A 13,312-nucleotide genomic window follows, 5' to 3' on the forward strand; every position below is an offset into this window, starting at 1 on the left:
GGGCGGCTCAGGAGGCCGGCGGGCACAGGACCAGCAGGCAGCCGCGGACCTTCACGTCGTCGACGACCGGACCGCCGGGGCCGGGACTGGTGCTCGTGAACGTCAGGGTGACGGAGCTCTTCAGCAGGTTGGTGAAGACCGCGGTCTGCCGGGTCCAGCCCATGTCGCGGAAATGACGGCCGGTGACGTCGAAGCCGAAGGTCTTCACGAGTGCCCCGTCGACCCTGAGTTCACCCGTCTTCAGGGCCGGGGCCCATGCCGGGTTGCCGGCCAGCTCGAAGCTGACGACGTACGAGGTCAGCGGGAGCGTCGGTATCACCTGCGAGACGCTGCCGGACGTACTGCCGTTGAGGTCCAGCGACTGACTGCCCTCGGCGGCGTCCCAGAGCCGGTCGGAGGTCACGTCCACGCTGTCACCGCCCACCGCCCAGGCGCCCACGGCCTGTCCGCCGAGGACGTCGGTGAACGGGGCCGGGGCGGGGACGACCGGCACCTCGAAGCCTCCGTCGGCGACGTCCGCCGGGACGGTCCGCGCGTGGGCCGAGGCGGTGGTGGTGGAGGCGGCGGTCAGCAGGAGGGCCGCGGCGAACAGGGCGGCGGAGAGCTGGAGCGGGCGCATGGAGGGCCTTTCGGTTCACGCGACGCCAGGGGCGGGGCTTCCGGCCGGGAGCCCTATCGGAGTGTGCGGCCCCCGGCCTGCCCCGCCCAAGAGGCCGGGCAGCGGCGCGTGAGGCGTGCTGAGCAGGCAGAACACCGCGAAAGCGCGCCCCCGGCGTGTGGCCCCTCACCGCGTGCTCCGGCATGCGCGGGGGTGGACCGCGTGGAGCCGGCCTGCCCGTGCGCGGGGCGAGGAGGACGGCCGGCACTCCCTGACTCCCGGACAGACCCCGTGTCCGTCCGGTGAGCGAACACGCCTGTCCGGATTCCACCTTGACGGTACTCGGTCACCTGCCCGAGCATCGGGGGCGCACGTCCAGCCCCACCGCTCCAGGCCCAGGGCCGTGCACGGCCCTGTGACCCCCCGCACGTTCCGTCAGTCCCCGAACGGAATCCGGAGCCTTCCATGAACCGTGTCCGACTCAGATCCCTTCCCGTGGCCGCGCTCGCCCTGGCGGCCCTGATGGCGACCGCGGCCCCTGCCGCACAGGCCGCTCCCGAGGCCGTCGCCGCGGCCCCCGACATCCCGCTCGCCAACGTCAAGGCGCACCTCACCCAGTTCCAGTCGATCGCCACCGCCAACGGCGGCAACCGTGCCCACGGCCGGACCGGTTACAAGGCCTCCGTCGACTACGTGAAGGCCAAGCTGGACGCCGCCGGATACACCACGGCCCTCCAGCAGTTCACCTCCGGCGGTGCCACCGGGTACAACCTGATCGCCGACTGGCCGGGCGGCGACCCGAACCAGGTCCTCATGGCCGGTTCCCACCTCGACTCGGTGACCTCCGGCGCCGGCATCAACGACAACGGCTCCGGATCGGCGGCCGTGCTGGAGACGGCCCTCGCCGTCTCACGGGCCCAGCTCACACCGGACAAGCACCTGCGCTTCGCCTGGTGGGGAGCCGAGGAGCTCGGGCTCGTCGGCTCGAAGTACTACGTCAACAACCTGGCCACCACCGAGCGCTCCAAGCTCGCCGGCTACCTCAACTTCGACATGATCGGTTCGCCCAACCCCGGCTACTTCGTCTACGACGACGACCCGGTCATCGAGCAGACCTTCAAGGACTACTACGCCGGTCTGTCGATACCCACCGAGATCGAGACCGAGGGCGACGGCCGTTCCGACCACGCCCCGTTCAAGAACGTGGGCGTGCCGGTGGGCGGACTGTTCTCCGGCGCGGACTACACGAAGACCAGTGCCCAGGCCCAGAAGTGGGGCGGAACCGCAGGCCAGGCCTTCGACCGCTGCTACCACTCGTCGTGCGACACGACGGCGAACATCAACGACACGGCCCTGGACCGCAACAGCGACGCGGTGGCCCACGCGATCTGGACCCTGTCCGCCGGCACGGTCACCCCGCCCACCGGCACCGTCTTCAGCAACGCCACCGACGTCTCCGTGCCCGACAACGGCGCCGCGGTGACCTCGTCGGTCGCCGTCACCGGCCGCACGGGCAACGCCCCGACCGCGCTCAAGGTGGGGGTCGACATCAAGCACACCTACCGCGGTGACCTCGTCGTCGACCTGCTCGCACCCGACGGGACCGCCTACCGGCTGAAGAACTCCAGCAGCAGCGACTCGGCCGACAACGTGATCGCGACGTACACCGTCAACGCGTCCGGCGAGATCGCCAACGGGACCTGGAAGCTCCAGGTCAGGGACGTCGCCGCACAGGACACCGGCTACATCGACAGCTGGCAGCTCACCTTCTGAACCGCCGGGGAGGCGCCGGAGGGGCGCCTCCCCGTACGGGTGTCAGAGGTACTTCTTGATCTCACGCCGTGCCAGCGACCTCTGGTGCACCTCGTCCGGACCGTCCGCCAGCCGGAGCGTCCGTGCGGAGGCCCAGAGTTCGGCCAGCGGGAAGTCCTGGCTGACACCCCCGGCGCCGTACAGCTGCACCGCCTGGTCGAGGATGTCCACCACCGCGCGCGGGGTGGCGATCTTGATCGACTGGATCTCGGTGTGCGCGCCCCGGTTGCCGACGGTGTCCATCAGCCAGGCCGTCTTCAGCACCAGCAGCCGCAGCTGCTCCACCGTCACCCTGGCGTCCGCGATCCAGTTCTGCACCACGCCCTGCTGGGCCAGCGGCTTGCCGAACGCCGTACGGGCCACGGCACGCCTGCACATCAGCTCGATCGCCCGCTCGGCCATGCCGATCAGGCGCATGCAGTGGTGGATCCGGCCCGGGCCCAGCCGCGCCTGGGCGATGGCGAAGCCGCCGCCCTCCTCGCCGATCAGATGCGAGGCCGGCACGCGTACGTCGGTGAAGACGACCTCGGCGTGACCGCCGTGGGAGTGGTCCTCGTAGCCGTACACCTGCATCGCCCGGCGCACCTCCAGACCGGGGGTGTCGCGCGGGACGAGGATCATGGACTGCTGACGGCGGATGTCGTCGTTGTCCGGGTCGGTCTTGCCCATCACGATGAAGACGGCACAGTCCGGGTTCATCGCCCCGGAGATGTACCACTTGCGCCCGTTGATGACGTAGTCGTCGCCGTCCCGCCTGATCCGGGTCTCGATGTTCGTCGCGTCCGACGAGGCCACCTCCGGCTCCGTCATCGCGAACGCCGAACGGATCTCACCGGCGAGCAGGGGCTCCAGCCACTGCTTCTTCTGCTCCTCGGAACCGAACTGGAAGAGCACCTCCATGTTCCCGGTGTCCGGGGCCGCGCAGTTCAGCGCCGTCGGCGCCAGATGCGGGCTGCGGCCGGTGATCTCGGCCAGGGGGGCGTACTGGAGGTTCGTCAGGCCGGCGCCGTACTCCGCGTCGGGGAGGAAGACGTTCCACAGCCCCTGCCTGCGGGCCTCGGCCTTGAGGTCCTCCACGATCTGCGGGGTGTCCCACGGCGACGCCAGCGCCGCGCGCTGCTCCTCCGCCACCTCCTCGGCCGGGTACACGTGCTCGTCCATGAAGGTGAGCAATCTCGTGCGCAGCTCTTCGGTCCGGGCGTCGAATGCGAAGTCCATAGGGGTGTTCAGCCTTCCTGGAGGGTGGTGAGGCCGTGCGCGATGAAGACCGGGACCAGGTCGCCGATGCGGTCGAAGCCGGCACCGACGGTCTGGCCCAGGGTGTAGCGGTAGTGGATGCCCTCGAGGATCACGGCGAGCTTGAACCAGGCGAAGGCGGTGTACCAGGAGATGGCGGAGGTGTCGCGGCCGGAGCGGGCGGCGTAGCGCGCGATCAGCTCGGCGGGGTCCGGGTGGCCCGGGGCGCCGCTCGTGGTCGACACGGGGGACGCGGGAAGGCCGAGGTCCGAGCTGTACATCACCAGCAGGCCCAGGTCGGTGAGCGGGTCGCCGAGGGTGGACATCTCCCAGTCCAGGACCGCCTTGATCCGGTCGTCCTGCCCGACCAGCACGTTGTCCAGGCGGTAGTCGCCGTGGACGACGGTGGGGGCGGGGGAGTCGGGCAGCTCCCTGCCGAGCGCCGCGTGCAGTTCGTCGATCCCGGCGAGCTCGCGGTTGCGTGAGGCGTCGAGCTGCTTGCCCCAGCGCCGGAGCTGCCGGTCGAGGAAGCCCTCCGGACGCCCGAAGTCGCCGAGCCCGACCGAAGCCGGATCGACCGCGTGCAGGTCCACGAGGGTGTCGACGAGTCCCAGGACGACGCCCCGGGTGCGCTCGGCGCCGAGCGGCGCGAGCTGCTCGGCGGTGCGGTACGGGGTGCCCTCGACGTACTCCATGACGTAGAAGGGCGAGCCGATGACCGAGTCGTCCTCGCAGAGCAGCAGGGTCTCCGGTACCGGGACCGCCGTCGGGTGCAGCGCGCTGATCACCCTGTGCTCGCGCTTCATGTCGTGCGCGGTGGCCAGCACGTGCCCCAGCGGGGGCCTGCGCACGACCCACCGGCCCGAACCGTCGGTGACGACATAGGTGAGGTTCGACCGTCCGCCCTCGATCACCCGAGCGTCCAGCGGTCCGTTCACCAGACCCGGCCGCTCGCGGTCGAGATGGCCGCGCAGCAGGTCGAGATCGAGACCTGGCGGATGGACTGGGCTCATGGTGGGCACCTCCGGGGCGGTGGGACGTCGGGACCATGATGCCGACCAGTCGGTATGTCGTCCAGTGCCCTTCCGGAATCCGGGAAGTGATCTCCGGCTCCCCGCCTCGGCCGTGCGTCAGTCGTCCCAGCCCTGCGCGGCCACGAACGCCTCCCCGTGCGCGGCCGACCAGCGGCCCAGCGCCTCGATCGGCTCCAGCAGCGTCCGGCCGAGCGGGGTGAGGGCGTACTCCACGCGCGGCGGTGCCTCCGCGAAGGCCCGGCGTTCCACCAGCCGCAGGCCCTCCAGCCTGCGCAGTGTCTCGGTGAGCACCTTCGCGCTGATGCCGCCGATCTCCGTCCGCAGGTCGCCCGGCCTGCGGGGCCCGGCGCCGAGCGCGTACAGCACGACGGGATTCCAGGTGTTGCCCAGCAGGTCGAAGCCGAGTCGCGCCCCGCAGTCCGCGAGCAGCCGGTCCATGAGATCCCCCTTCTCCCGTCCGTCAGGCACCGAACGGTGCGTAACGGATCCCCTAACGTCCCTCGGGCACGACGCTACGGGACGGCACTCAGGGGAGAGAGACATGCGCATCGGCATCATCGGGACCGGCAACATGGCGGAAGCACTGGGCGGACGCTGGGCGGCGGCCGGCCATCACGTGCTGTTCGGCGGGCGGTCGGCGGAACGGGCCAGGGCGCTCGCCGACCGCACCGGCCGGCGCGCCGGCACCATTCGTGAGGCGGCGGCCTACGGCGACGCCACCCTGCTCGCCCTGCCCTACGACGCCGTGGCGGGGGTGCTCACGGCACTCGGCGCGGCGGACGGGGCGCTGCGTGGCCGGCTGCTCGTCGACTGCACCAACGCCGTCGGGCCCGGCTTCCGGCTCACCACCGGCGCGGGACCGGGGGCCGCCCGTACGATCGCGGACCTCACCGGAGCACGGGTCGTCAAGGCCTTCAACCACCTGCCCGACTCCGTCTGGCGTCTCGACCCGCCCGCCTTCGCCGACGGCCCGGTCGCCGTCCCGCTGTGCGGGGACGACGCCGGAGCCCTGGAGACGGTCGGGACCCTCGTCCGGGACCTCGGCTGCGTCCCCCTGCCCGTCGGCGGGCTCGACCGGGCCGCCTACCTGGAGGCGACCACGGCGTTCCTCATCGGGCTCTGGCACACCGGCCACGACCCCCGCACCCTGCTGCCGCCCTTCGAAGCCGTCACGGCCTGAGTTGCGGGGACCCCGGCCCGCGCCGATCGTCGGAGGATGAAGGCGATCAGCTACAGCAGGTACGGCACGGCCGACGTCCTGGAGTACGGCGAGCGGCCCGACCCGAAGGTCGGCCCCGACACGGTCCTGGTGAAGGTGCGGGCCGCGGCCGTGAACCCCGTCGACTGGAAGGCGCGCGAGGGCTACCTCCAGGCCGGGCTGGAGGCCGTCTTCCCCGTGATCCCGGGCTGGGACGTCGCCGGGGTCGTCGTCCAGCCGGGCGCCGCCGTCGACGAGTTCGAGGTGGGGGACGAGGTCATCGGCTACGTCCGTGAGGACTTCCTCTCGCGCGGCACCTTCGCCGAGTACGTCGCCGCCCCCGTGCGCACCCTCGCCCGCAAGCCGCTGAGCCTGAGCTTCGAGGAAGCGGCCGGCCTGCCGCTGTGCGGACTCACCGCGCACCAGGTGCTGCACCGCACCCTGAAGATCCAGGAGGGCGAGACGGTCCTGGTCCACGCGGCGGCCGGCGGGGTCGGCTCGCTCGCCGTCCAGCTCGCCCGGCACGCGGGCTGCCGGGTCGTCGGCACCGCCGGGCCCCACAACCACGACTACGTGCGCGAGCTGGGCGGGGAGCCGGTGGAGTACGGCGACGGGCTCGCCGCCCGGCTGCGGGCCCTGGTTCCGGATGGTTTCGACGCGGCGTTCGACACGGTCGGCGGGGAAGCCCTCCGGGTCTCCGCGCAGACCCTGGCCCCCGGCGGCCGGCTCGCGTCCATCGCGGACGCCGAGGTCTTCTCCTACGGCGGGCGGTACGCGTTCGTACGGCCCGACGCCGCCGACCTCACCCATCTCGCGGAGCTGGCCGAGCAGGGGGTCGTCTCCGTCCACGTCGACCGGGTCTTCCCCCTGGAACAGGCCGGGGAGGCCTACCGGCTCAACGAGCAGGGACGGACCAGGGGCAAGATCGTCGTCACCGTGGACTGGGACGGCTGAGGGGGACGCACGGCGCCGGACGCCCGCTCCGGCCGAGCCGCCGCGGCGAGGTCAGAACAGCGTCGCCGCGGCGAACGCCGCGAGTGCGACCGTGCAGCCCGCCGCCGTGACCGCGAGGCGGGGCGACAGCGTGGCGGGCTCGGAGGGCCCGATCGCGGACACCCGTCGGTGCGCCACCGAGAGGAACCCCAGCCACGCGAGCAGGCTCAGGGCGACCGCCAGCACCCCGGCCGCGGTGGCCCCGTCGTGCAGCGCCTGCCGGATCGCGAGCAGGCCCACCACCGTGCACGCCAGGGTCGTGCGCCGCCACGCCAGCCGCGTCCGCTCGGGTTGCAGCCCCGGGTCGCGCACCGGGCCCGTCACCGGCCCTCCCAGCCGAACAGCACGACCACCACCATCACGACGGCCACCACGGCGACCACGAGGCCGATCAGCGCGGGGAAGCGCGAGACGGGCAGATCCTCGCCGCGCCGCATCGCCCGCTCGCACCGCACCCAGTGGTTGACGGCCCGCAGCGCGCAGAGCACCCCGGCGGCCAGCAGCCCGAGGGCCAGCCCCGCCCGGATGCCCCAGGCCAGGTCCGGCAGGAACTGGTCGACGGCGAAACCACCGCCGATGAGGGCCAGAGCCGTCCGGATCCAGGCGAGGAAGGTGCGCTCGTTGGCGAGGGAGAAGCGGTAGTCCGGGGTGTCGCCCTCCTCCCGTATCCGCCCGGGTGCGAACCACAGACGCAGCCCTCGCACGAAGTCGCCGCTCATGCGGTGGCCCCCGCCCCGCCGCCGGCCCGGAACTCCCGCAGCCGGTGGTACGCGGCCAGCCCGTCCGGCACCCACGCCCACGTACCGAGGCGCTCCTGGAGCTCCGCGTCGGTCAGGAAGGTGTGCCAGGCGACCTCCTCCGGCTGCGGGGCCACGGGCAGTTCGCAGCGCACCTCGTAGACGTACGACCACCAGCTGTGCCCCGGATCCTCGTAGAGGAACTTGAAGAGCGGCACCGGCCGGGGGAGGCCCAAGACCCCCAGCTCCTCCTCGGCCTCCCGCAGCGCCGCCTCGTCGTACGACTCGCCCGCGCCCACGACCCCGCCGACGAACATGTCGTAGTGGGAAGGGAAGACCAGCTTCGACGCCGTCCTGCGGTGGACGAAGAGCCGGCCCGCGGCGTCCCGCGCCTCGATGAAGACGCAGCGGTGTCGTAGGCCGCGCTCGGTCGCCTCGCCGCGGGGCACCTGCCCCACGACCTCGTCGTTCTCGTCGACCATGTCCAGGATCTCGTCAGCCGGAGTCATGGGGCCCATCCAACATCAACCGGTCGGCGGCCGTTGATCCGTGCCGGTCCCTCCCCTCCGGCATCGCGGGATGCAGCCCCAGCAGGACGATCCCGGCGACGACCGCCGCGAGCCCCACGGCCTGCCAGGCCAGGGCCGCGGGGTCGGTGCGCACCTGGTCCCCGAGGAAGCCGATCCCGCAGAGGATGCCCGACAGCGGCTGCGCGGCGGTGAGGGCGGGCAGGGACTCCCGCAGCGGACCCGCCTCGAAGGCGCTCTGGACCAGGAGCAGCCCCGTCAGCCCCATGACGAGGACGGCGTAGGGCTGCCAGCTCGTCATCAGCGCCACCCAGCCGTCCTCGGTCAGCCGCTCCCCGCTGACCCTGGTCAGGGCGTCCTGCAAGCCGTACAGCAGCCCGGCCGCCAGGCCGAGCATGACCGGGGTCCCACGGGTCCGGGGATGTCTGGCGGACGCGGTCAGGATCAGTGCGAGCCCCGCCACCACCCCGATCACCAGCCAGTGCCGCAGCGGCGAGGTCACCGCGTCCCCGCCACGCGGCTGACCCGCCAGCAGGAACGCGGCGACGCCACCCGCGAGGAGGCAGAGGCCGCCCCAGCCCTGACGGCCGAGGGACTGGCCGGTGCGGTGGCGCGACAGGGCCATCGCGAAGAGGAGGTTGGTGGCCAGGAGCGGTTCCACGACGGAGACCTCGCCCTGACCGAGCGCCAGGGCGCCGAGCACCATCCCGCAGACCATCAGGCCGATCCCGACGAGCCAGCTCGGTACCCGCATCAGGTCGAGCAGCAGCCGGGGGGAGAGGAAATCGCGCAGCGGCGCACGCCGGGCGGCGTCCTGCTGGAGGACGAAGCCGAAGCCCAGACAGCAGGCGGCACCCACCGAGAGCACGATCACCAGCACCGACACGGTCCGACGATAGCCCCGCGGCCCTCCGGGATCGGTGAGGGCGCCACCGGGCGGACGGTTGACGTGGGCGCGGCGCGTACCGAAGATCTGACCCACAAGTAACGTGCCGCCGCCGCGCGCAACCGCCCCGAAGGATGGAACCCATGGCGTACGACGCCGACGTGATCGTGATCGGGGCAGGACTCGCGGGGCTCGTGGCCACCGCCGAGCTCGTCGACGCCGGGCGCACGGTCATCCTGCTGGACCAGGAACCCGAGCAGTCCATCGGCGGCCAGGCGCACTGGTCCTTCGGCGGGCTCTTCCTGGTCGACTCGCCCGAGCAGCGCCGCATGCGGATCAAGGACAGTCACGCACTCGCCCTCCAGGACTGGTACGGCACGGCGGGCTTCGACCGCGAGGAGGACCACTGGCCACGGCAGTGGGCCGAGGCGTACGTCGACTTCGCGGCCGGGGAGAAGCGGTCCTGGCTGCACGCGCAGGGCGTGCGGTTCTTCCCCGTCGTCGGCTGGGCCGAACGCGGCGGCTACGACGCGAACGGCCACGGCAACTCCGTCCCCCGCTTCCACATCACCTGGGGCACCGGCCCCGGCGTCGTCGCGCCCTTCGAACGCCGGGTCCGCGAGGGGGTGGCGAAGGGCCTCGTCCAGCTGCGTTTCCGCCACCGGGTCACCGGCCTCGGCCGGTCGGCCGGAGCGGTGGACACGGTCACCGGCGAGATCCTGGAGGAGAGCGGTGCCGAGCGGGGCACCGCGAGCAGCCGCGAGGTCACGGGTGCCTTCGAGCTCAGGGCCCAGGCCGTGATCGTCACCTCGGGCGGCATCGGCGGCAACCACGACCTCGTCCGGGCCCAGTGGCCCGAGCGGCTCGGCACCCCGCCCGAGAAGATGCTCTCCGGCGTCCCCGCCCACGTGGACGGGCTGATGCTCGGCATCGCCGAGAAGGCGGGCGGCCACCACATCAACCGCGACCGGATGTGGCACTACACCGAGGGCATCGAGAACTGGAACCCGATCTGGGACAAGCACGGCATCCGGATCCTGCCCGGCCCCTCCTCGCTCTGGCTGGACGCCCGTGGCAAGCGGCTGCCCGTCCCGCTGTTCCCCGGGTTCGACACGCTCGGCACGCTCGACCACATCATGAAGTCCGGCTACGGCTACACCTGGTTCGTCCTCGACCAGAAGATCATCGGCAAGGAGTTCGCGCTCTCCGGTTCCGAGCAGAACCCGGACCTGACCGGGAAGTCCGTGCGCGACGTGATCGGCAGGGCGCGCGCCGAGGTCCCGGGCCCGGTGAAGGCGTTCATGGACAAGGGCGTGGACTTCGTCGTCGAGAAGGACCTCGGCGCGCTCGTGCGGGGCATGAACGCCCTCACCGGTGAAGCACTGATCGACGAGGACGCCCTGCGCCGCGAGATCACCGCCCGCGACCGGGAGATCGCCAACCCCTTCACCAAGGACCTCCAGGTCACGGCGATCAACGGGGCCCGTGCCTACCTCGGCGACAAGCTGATCCGGACGGCGAAGCCGCACCGCATCCTCGACCCGGCGGCCGGCCCTCTGATCGCCGTACGGCTGAACATCCTGACCCGGAAGTCCCTCGGGGGCCTGGAGACGGACCTGTCCTCCCGCGTCCTGGCCGGGGACGGCACCCCGCTGCCCGGGATGTACGCGGCGGGAGAGGCGGCCGGCTTCGGCGGCGGCGGCGTCCACGGCTACCGCTCGCTGGAGGGCACGTTCCTCGGCGGCTGCATCTTCTCGGGCCGGACCGCGGGCCGGGCTGCCGCGAAGGCGGTCGGCTGAGGCACCTCGGCCCGGCCCGTGAGGGCTGCCGGCGTCCTGTCAGGAGGACCGGCCCGTCGCCGTCCCGGGCACGACCCAGGGACGGCGGCGGCGGGCCGGGGGGCGGGGACCCGGGCGAGGCCGGTGATGACGACGCGCGCCGTGCTGCCGTCCTGTGCCACCGGACACCCGGACGCCTGGGCGCCCGGACGCCCGGACGACCTGTGCGGCGAGGGGCGGCTCCTCGTCGTCCGCCGGGGGCGGCAGGTCGGGCTTCCTGAAGCGCTGCCACGAGTCGCGGGCGCGTCCGGCCGAGTCGATCACGTCCGGGATCCGGTCGAGCAGTCCCCTGAGCGCGAAGAGCAGCACAGAGACAGGCTGAGACAGGTGCAACTGAGGTTGAGCCGCGCCGTGTTCAGCGCGATTCGGTCAGGTCCTGAGCGAGGCCGCCCGGGGTCGTGGCCCGTCGTCCCGGAACGCGAGCCGCGCCCGGTTCCGGCGCTTCGGCTCACGGAACCCGGCCTCGCGTTCGACGACCTCCAGCAACGCGTCGGCAGCGACGTCCGACTCCGCGATCCGGCGCTCAACAGGGCGTCAGAGGAGCCGCTCCGCCACCCGGAAGCGCTCCGCCACCACCATCGTCCCGTCGTCCACGGTGAACTCGGGGTCGCCCAGAGCCTCCCGCATCTCCTCGCTGTGCCAGAACGCCTCGTGGCCCGCCCGCCACTCGGCGACGGAGGCGTAACCCTCGCCCTCGTCGAGGGCGTGTTGCAGGCCCACCGACCCCAGGGGCATCACCCGTACCTCCGTCAGCTCCAGCACGGCGACCTCCCGTCCGTCGGAGTCGATGAGCGCCGACCGCTCGCCCACCGGCGGGAGTTCCTCGCGCTCGACCTCGTACTCCACGAGCAGCCCGGTCGTGGAGACCTTCTCGCCCGAGAGCACGGCCGCCACCAGCCGGTCGCGCAGCGGCCCGGGGAAGGCGAGGAGACAGGGCTTCAGCGGTTCACGGTTCTCCATGGCGGCAGTGTGGCACGCGTCGCGGGCCCGCCCTCCGTGGTGGACGCCGCGACGGACGACCGGCGGCTCTGGTGCAGGACGGCCGCGGGTGTTCGAATGAGCGCGTGAACAGTCGTCCCCCTTCCCCCGCGTCCGAGCCCGGACCCGGCCCCGCCGGGTCCGGGACCGCCCCACCCGAGCCCGGTGCTCCGGTGGGCCGTCGTCTCGTCCTGGCCATGCTCGGTCTCGGGGCCGTGGGCGTCGCCGCCGCTCCCGTTCTCCAGAAAGGCCTGGAGAACGGCCTGGGCGCGGTGGCCGACAAGGACCCGACCGGCCTGACCGGACTCCTGCCCAACGGCGGCGGCTTCCGCTACTACTCGGTCGTCTCCTCGGTCGCGAGGAAGAGCCCCGCCGACTACGGCCTGAAAGTGGACGGCCTGGTGGAGCGCCCGGCGACGTACACCCTGGACGCGCTGAAGGCGCTCCCGCAGACCCGCATCGTGCGGGACGTCCAGTGCGTGACGGGCTGGCGGGTGCCCGAGACGCCGTTCGAGGGGGTCCGGCTCTCCGCCCTGCTCGACGCGGCGGGAGTGAGCCCGGGGGCGAAGGCGGTCCGCTTCACCTGCTTCGACGGCGCCTACAGCGAGAGCCTCACCCTCGAACAGGCCCGCCGCGACGACGTCCTGGTCGCCCTGCGCATGCGGGACGAGCCGCTGGCGCACGCCCACGGGGGCCCGGTACGCCTGTACGTCGCCCCCATGTACTTCTACAAGTCGGCGAAATGGCTCTCCGGGATCACCGTCACCGACTCCGTGCGCCCCGGATACTGGGAGGAGCTGGGTTATGACGTCGACGCCTGGGTGGGCCGTTCCAACGGACGGGACGACGCCCCTACTGTCTGAACACGGGCCGAAGCTGCGACGCTTCAGCACCGCCGAGCGCTGGGTGCACCGCACCACCGCCTGGCTGACCCTGCTCTGCGTGGCCACGGCCGCCTGCCTCTACGTCCCCCAGCTCGCCGAACTGGTCGGGCGCCGCCGCCTCGTGGTGACCGTCCACGAATGGTCCGGGCTGCTGATCCCCGTACCGCTGCTGGCGGGGCTGCTCTCCAGGGCGCTGCGCGCGGACCTCTCCCGCCTCAACCGCTTCGGGCCGCACGACCGGCGGTGGCTGCGGGCCGCCCTGCGCCGCGACCGCACGCCGGGATCGCGGCCGGCCGGGAAGTTCAACGCGGGGCAGAAGCTGTACGCGGCGTGGATCGCGGGAGGGCTGCTCGTCATGCTCGGTACCGGCCTGTTGATGTGGTTCACCGGGCTCACCCCGCTGGTGTGGCGCACGGGGGCGACCTTCGTCCACGACTGGCTGGCACTCGCGATCGGCATCGTGCTCGCCGGGCACATGGCGAAGGCGCTCGCCGACCCGGAGGCACGCCGTGGCATGCGCACCGGGTCGGTCGAGCGCCTCTGGGCGCGTTCCGAGCACCCGCTGTGGCGGGAGCCGGAGGAGTAGCGCCG

Annotated in this window: 16 protein-coding genes; 6 read left to right on the plus strand and 10 right to left on the minus strand. The window is 72.5% G+C overall.

Features of this window, described 5'->3' with window-relative positions; genetic code table 11:
- Window positions 1–7: 7 nt before the first annotated feature.
- Window positions 8–619 carry a DUF642 domain-containing protein gene (locus ACFY8O_RS21865; RefSeq protein ID WP_387904808.1) on the minus strand — a complete coding sequence of 204 codons (612 nt, stop codon included), beginning with the start codon at window positions 617–619 and terminating at the stop codon, window positions 8–10.
- Window positions 620–1,063: 444 nt separating this feature from the next.
- On the opposite strand from ACFY8O_RS21865, the gene ACFY8O_RS21870 reads away from it, so the two are divergent.
- A complete protein-coding gene (locus ACFY8O_RS21870; RefSeq protein ID WP_387904810.1) occupies window positions 1,064–2,371 on the plus strand; it encodes a M28 family metallopeptidase in 1,308 nt (435 codons plus the stop codon).
- 42 nt (window positions 2,372–2,413) lie between these two features.
- On the opposite strand, the gene ACFY8O_RS21875 is transcribed toward ACFY8O_RS21870, so the two are convergent.
- The 3 genes from ACFY8O_RS21875 to ACFY8O_RS21885 form a co-directional block, all read right to left on the minus strand.
- Window positions 2,414–3,628, minus strand: coding sequence for an acyl-CoA dehydrogenase family protein (locus ACFY8O_RS21875; RefSeq protein ID WP_145806641.1), 1,215 nt, complete (start codon window positions 3,626–3,628; stop codon window positions 2,414–2,416).
- A gap of 8 nt (window positions 3,629–3,636) precedes the next feature.
- Complete coding sequence (locus tag ACFY8O_RS21880) at window positions 3,637–4,659, minus strand: phosphotransferase family protein (protein ID WP_387904814.1); 1,023 nt, start codon at window positions 4,657–4,659, stop codon at window positions 3,637–3,639.
- A 117-nt stretch (window positions 4,660–4,776) separates the two neighbouring features.
- The gene (locus tag ACFY8O_RS21885; protein WP_145806882.1) at window positions 4,777–5,118 is read right to left on the minus strand and encodes a winged helix-turn-helix transcriptional regulator; all 342 of its coding nucleotides are present in this window, start codon (window positions 5,116–5,118) and stop codon (window positions 4,777–4,779) included.
- 103 nt (window positions 5,119–5,221) lie between these two features.
- On the opposite strand from ACFY8O_RS21885, the gene ACFY8O_RS21890 reads away from it, so the two are divergent.
- The gene (locus ACFY8O_RS21890; RefSeq protein WP_387904816.1) at window positions 5,222–5,860 is read left to right on the plus strand and encodes an NADPH-dependent F420 reductase; all 639 of its coding nucleotides are present in this window, start codon (window positions 5,222–5,224) and stop codon (window positions 5,858–5,860) included.
- 36 nt (window positions 5,861–5,896) lie between these two features.
- Window positions 5,897–6,832 carry an NADP-dependent oxidoreductase gene (locus ACFY8O_RS21895; RefSeq protein WP_387904819.1) on the plus strand — a complete coding sequence of 312 codons (936 nt, stop codon included), beginning with the start codon at window positions 5,897–5,899 and terminating at the stop codon, window positions 6,830–6,832.
- A gap of 51 nt (window positions 6,833–6,883) precedes the next feature.
- On the opposite strand, the gene ACFY8O_RS21900 is transcribed toward ACFY8O_RS21895, so the two are convergent.
- From ACFY8O_RS21900 to ACFY8O_RS21915, 4 genes are read right to left on the minus strand one after another with little or no spacing between them, the layout of a single operon-like run.
- Complete coding sequence (locus tag ACFY8O_RS21900; protein WP_145806634.1) at window positions 6,884–7,195, minus strand: DUF202 domain-containing protein; 312 nt, start codon at window positions 7,193–7,195, stop codon at window positions 6,884–6,886.
- Window positions 7,192–7,590, minus strand: a complete 399-nt coding sequence (locus ACFY8O_RS21905) for a YidH family protein (protein ID WP_387904822.1) — start codon at window positions 7,588–7,590, stop codon at window positions 7,192–7,194. The genes ACFY8O_RS21900 and ACFY8O_RS21905 overlap by 4 nt, the downstream gene beginning before the upstream one ends.
- Entirely contained in the window at window positions 7,587–8,117 is a 531-nt protein-coding gene (locus tag ACFY8O_RS21910) for an NUDIX hydrolase (RefSeq protein WP_145806631.1), read from the minus strand. The genes ACFY8O_RS21905 and ACFY8O_RS21910 overlap by 4 nt, the downstream gene beginning before the upstream one ends.
- Window positions 8,104–9,021, minus strand: coding sequence for a DMT family transporter (locus ACFY8O_RS21915; protein WP_145806629.1), 918 nt, complete (start codon window positions 9,019–9,021; stop codon window positions 8,104–8,106). The genes ACFY8O_RS21910 and ACFY8O_RS21915 overlap by 14 nt, the downstream gene beginning before the upstream one ends.
- A 143-nt stretch (window positions 9,022–9,164) precedes the next feature.
- On the opposite strand from ACFY8O_RS21915, the gene ACFY8O_RS21920 reads away from it, so the two are divergent.
- Window positions 9,165–10,820, plus strand: coding sequence for an FAD-binding dehydrogenase (locus tag ACFY8O_RS21920; RefSeq protein WP_145806627.1), 1,656 nt, complete (start codon window positions 9,165–9,167; stop codon window positions 10,818–10,820).
- 39 nt (window positions 10,821–10,859) lie between these two features.
- Here ACFY8O_RS21920 and ACFY8O_RS21925 read toward each other — a convergent pair whose 3' ends face one another.
- Together ACFY8O_RS21925 and ACFY8O_RS21930 are read right to left on the minus strand one after the other, a co-directional pair.
- Entirely contained in the window at window positions 10,860–11,168 is a 309-nt protein-coding gene (locus ACFY8O_RS21925) for a hypothetical protein (RefSeq protein WP_387904825.1), read from the minus strand.
- Window positions 11,169–11,393: 225 nt separating this feature from the next.
- The gene (locus ACFY8O_RS21930; RefSeq protein ID WP_387904828.1) at window positions 11,394–11,819 is read right to left on the minus strand and encodes an ASCH domain-containing protein; all 426 of its coding nucleotides are present in this window, start codon (window positions 11,817–11,819) and stop codon (window positions 11,394–11,396) included.
- A gap of 104 nt (window positions 11,820–11,923) precedes the next feature.
- Between ACFY8O_RS21930 and ACFY8O_RS21935 the strand changes: the two genes are divergently transcribed.
- The gene (locus ACFY8O_RS21935) at window positions 11,924–12,700 is read left to right on the plus strand and encodes a molybdopterin-dependent oxidoreductase (RefSeq protein WP_387904830.1); all 777 of its coding nucleotides are present in this window, start codon (window positions 11,924–11,926) and stop codon (window positions 12,698–12,700) included.
- Window positions 12,642–13,307 (plus strand): cytochrome b/b6 domain-containing protein, encoded by a 666-nt coding sequence (locus ACFY8O_RS21940; protein WP_387904832.1) that lies wholly within the window; start codon window positions 12,642–12,644, stop codon window positions 13,305–13,307. The genes ACFY8O_RS21935 and ACFY8O_RS21940 overlap by 59 nt, the downstream gene beginning before the upstream one ends.
- Window positions 13,308–13,312: the final 5 nt, after the last annotated feature.

The organism is Streptomyces argenteolus (assembly GCF_042902585.1).
GTDB lineage: Bacteria > Actinomycetota > Actinomycetes > Streptomycetales > Streptomycetaceae > Streptomyces > Streptomyces argenteolus.

Bases quoted from the DNA above. Each gene is read 5' to 3' on its own strand.
- ACFY8O_RS21865 (WP_387904808.1), bottom strand. From the start codon at position 619: ATGCGCCCGCTCCAGCTCTCCGCCGCCCTGTTCGCCGCGGCCCTCCTG.
- ACFY8O_RS21870 (WP_387904810.1), top strand. From the start codon at position 1,064: ATGAACCGTGTCCGACTCAGATCCCTTCCCGTGGCCGCGCTCGCCCTG.
- ACFY8O_RS21875 (WP_145806641.1), bottom strand. From the start codon at position 3,628: ATGGACTTCGCATTCGACGCCCGGACCGAAGAGCTGCGCACGAGATTG.
- ACFY8O_RS21880 (WP_387904814.1), bottom strand. From the start codon at position 4,659: ATGAGCCCAGTCCATCCGCCAGGTCTCGATCTCGACCTGCTGCGCGGC.
- ACFY8O_RS21885 (WP_145806882.1), bottom strand. From the start codon at position 5,118: ATGGACCGGCTGCTCGCGGACTGCGGGGCGCGACTCGGCTTCGACCTG.
- ACFY8O_RS21890 (WP_387904816.1), top strand. From the start codon at position 5,222: ATGCGCATCGGCATCATCGGGACCGGCAACATGGCGGAAGCACTGGGC.
- ACFY8O_RS21895 (WP_387904819.1), top strand. From the start codon at position 5,897: ATGAAGGCGATCAGCTACAGCAGGTACGGCACGGCCGACGTCCTGGAG.
- ACFY8O_RS21905 (WP_387904822.1), bottom strand. From the start codon at position 7,590: ATGAGCGGCGACTTCGTGCGAGGGCTGCGTCTGTGGTTCGCACCCGGG.
- ACFY8O_RS21910 (WP_145806631.1), bottom strand. From the start codon at position 8,117: ATGACTCCGGCTGACGAGATCCTGGACATGGTCGACGAGAACGACGAG.
- ACFY8O_RS21920 (WP_145806627.1), top strand. From the start codon at position 9,165: ATGGCGTACGACGCCGACGTGATCGTGATCGGGGCAGGACTCGCGGGG.
- ACFY8O_RS21930 (WP_387904828.1), bottom strand. From the start codon at position 11,819: ATGGAGAACCGTGAACCGCTGAAGCCCTGTCTCCTCGCCTTCCCCGGG.
- ACFY8O_RS21940 (WP_387904832.1), top strand. From the start codon at position 12,642: ATGACGTCGACGCCTGGGTGGGCCGTTCCAACGGACGGGACGACGCCC.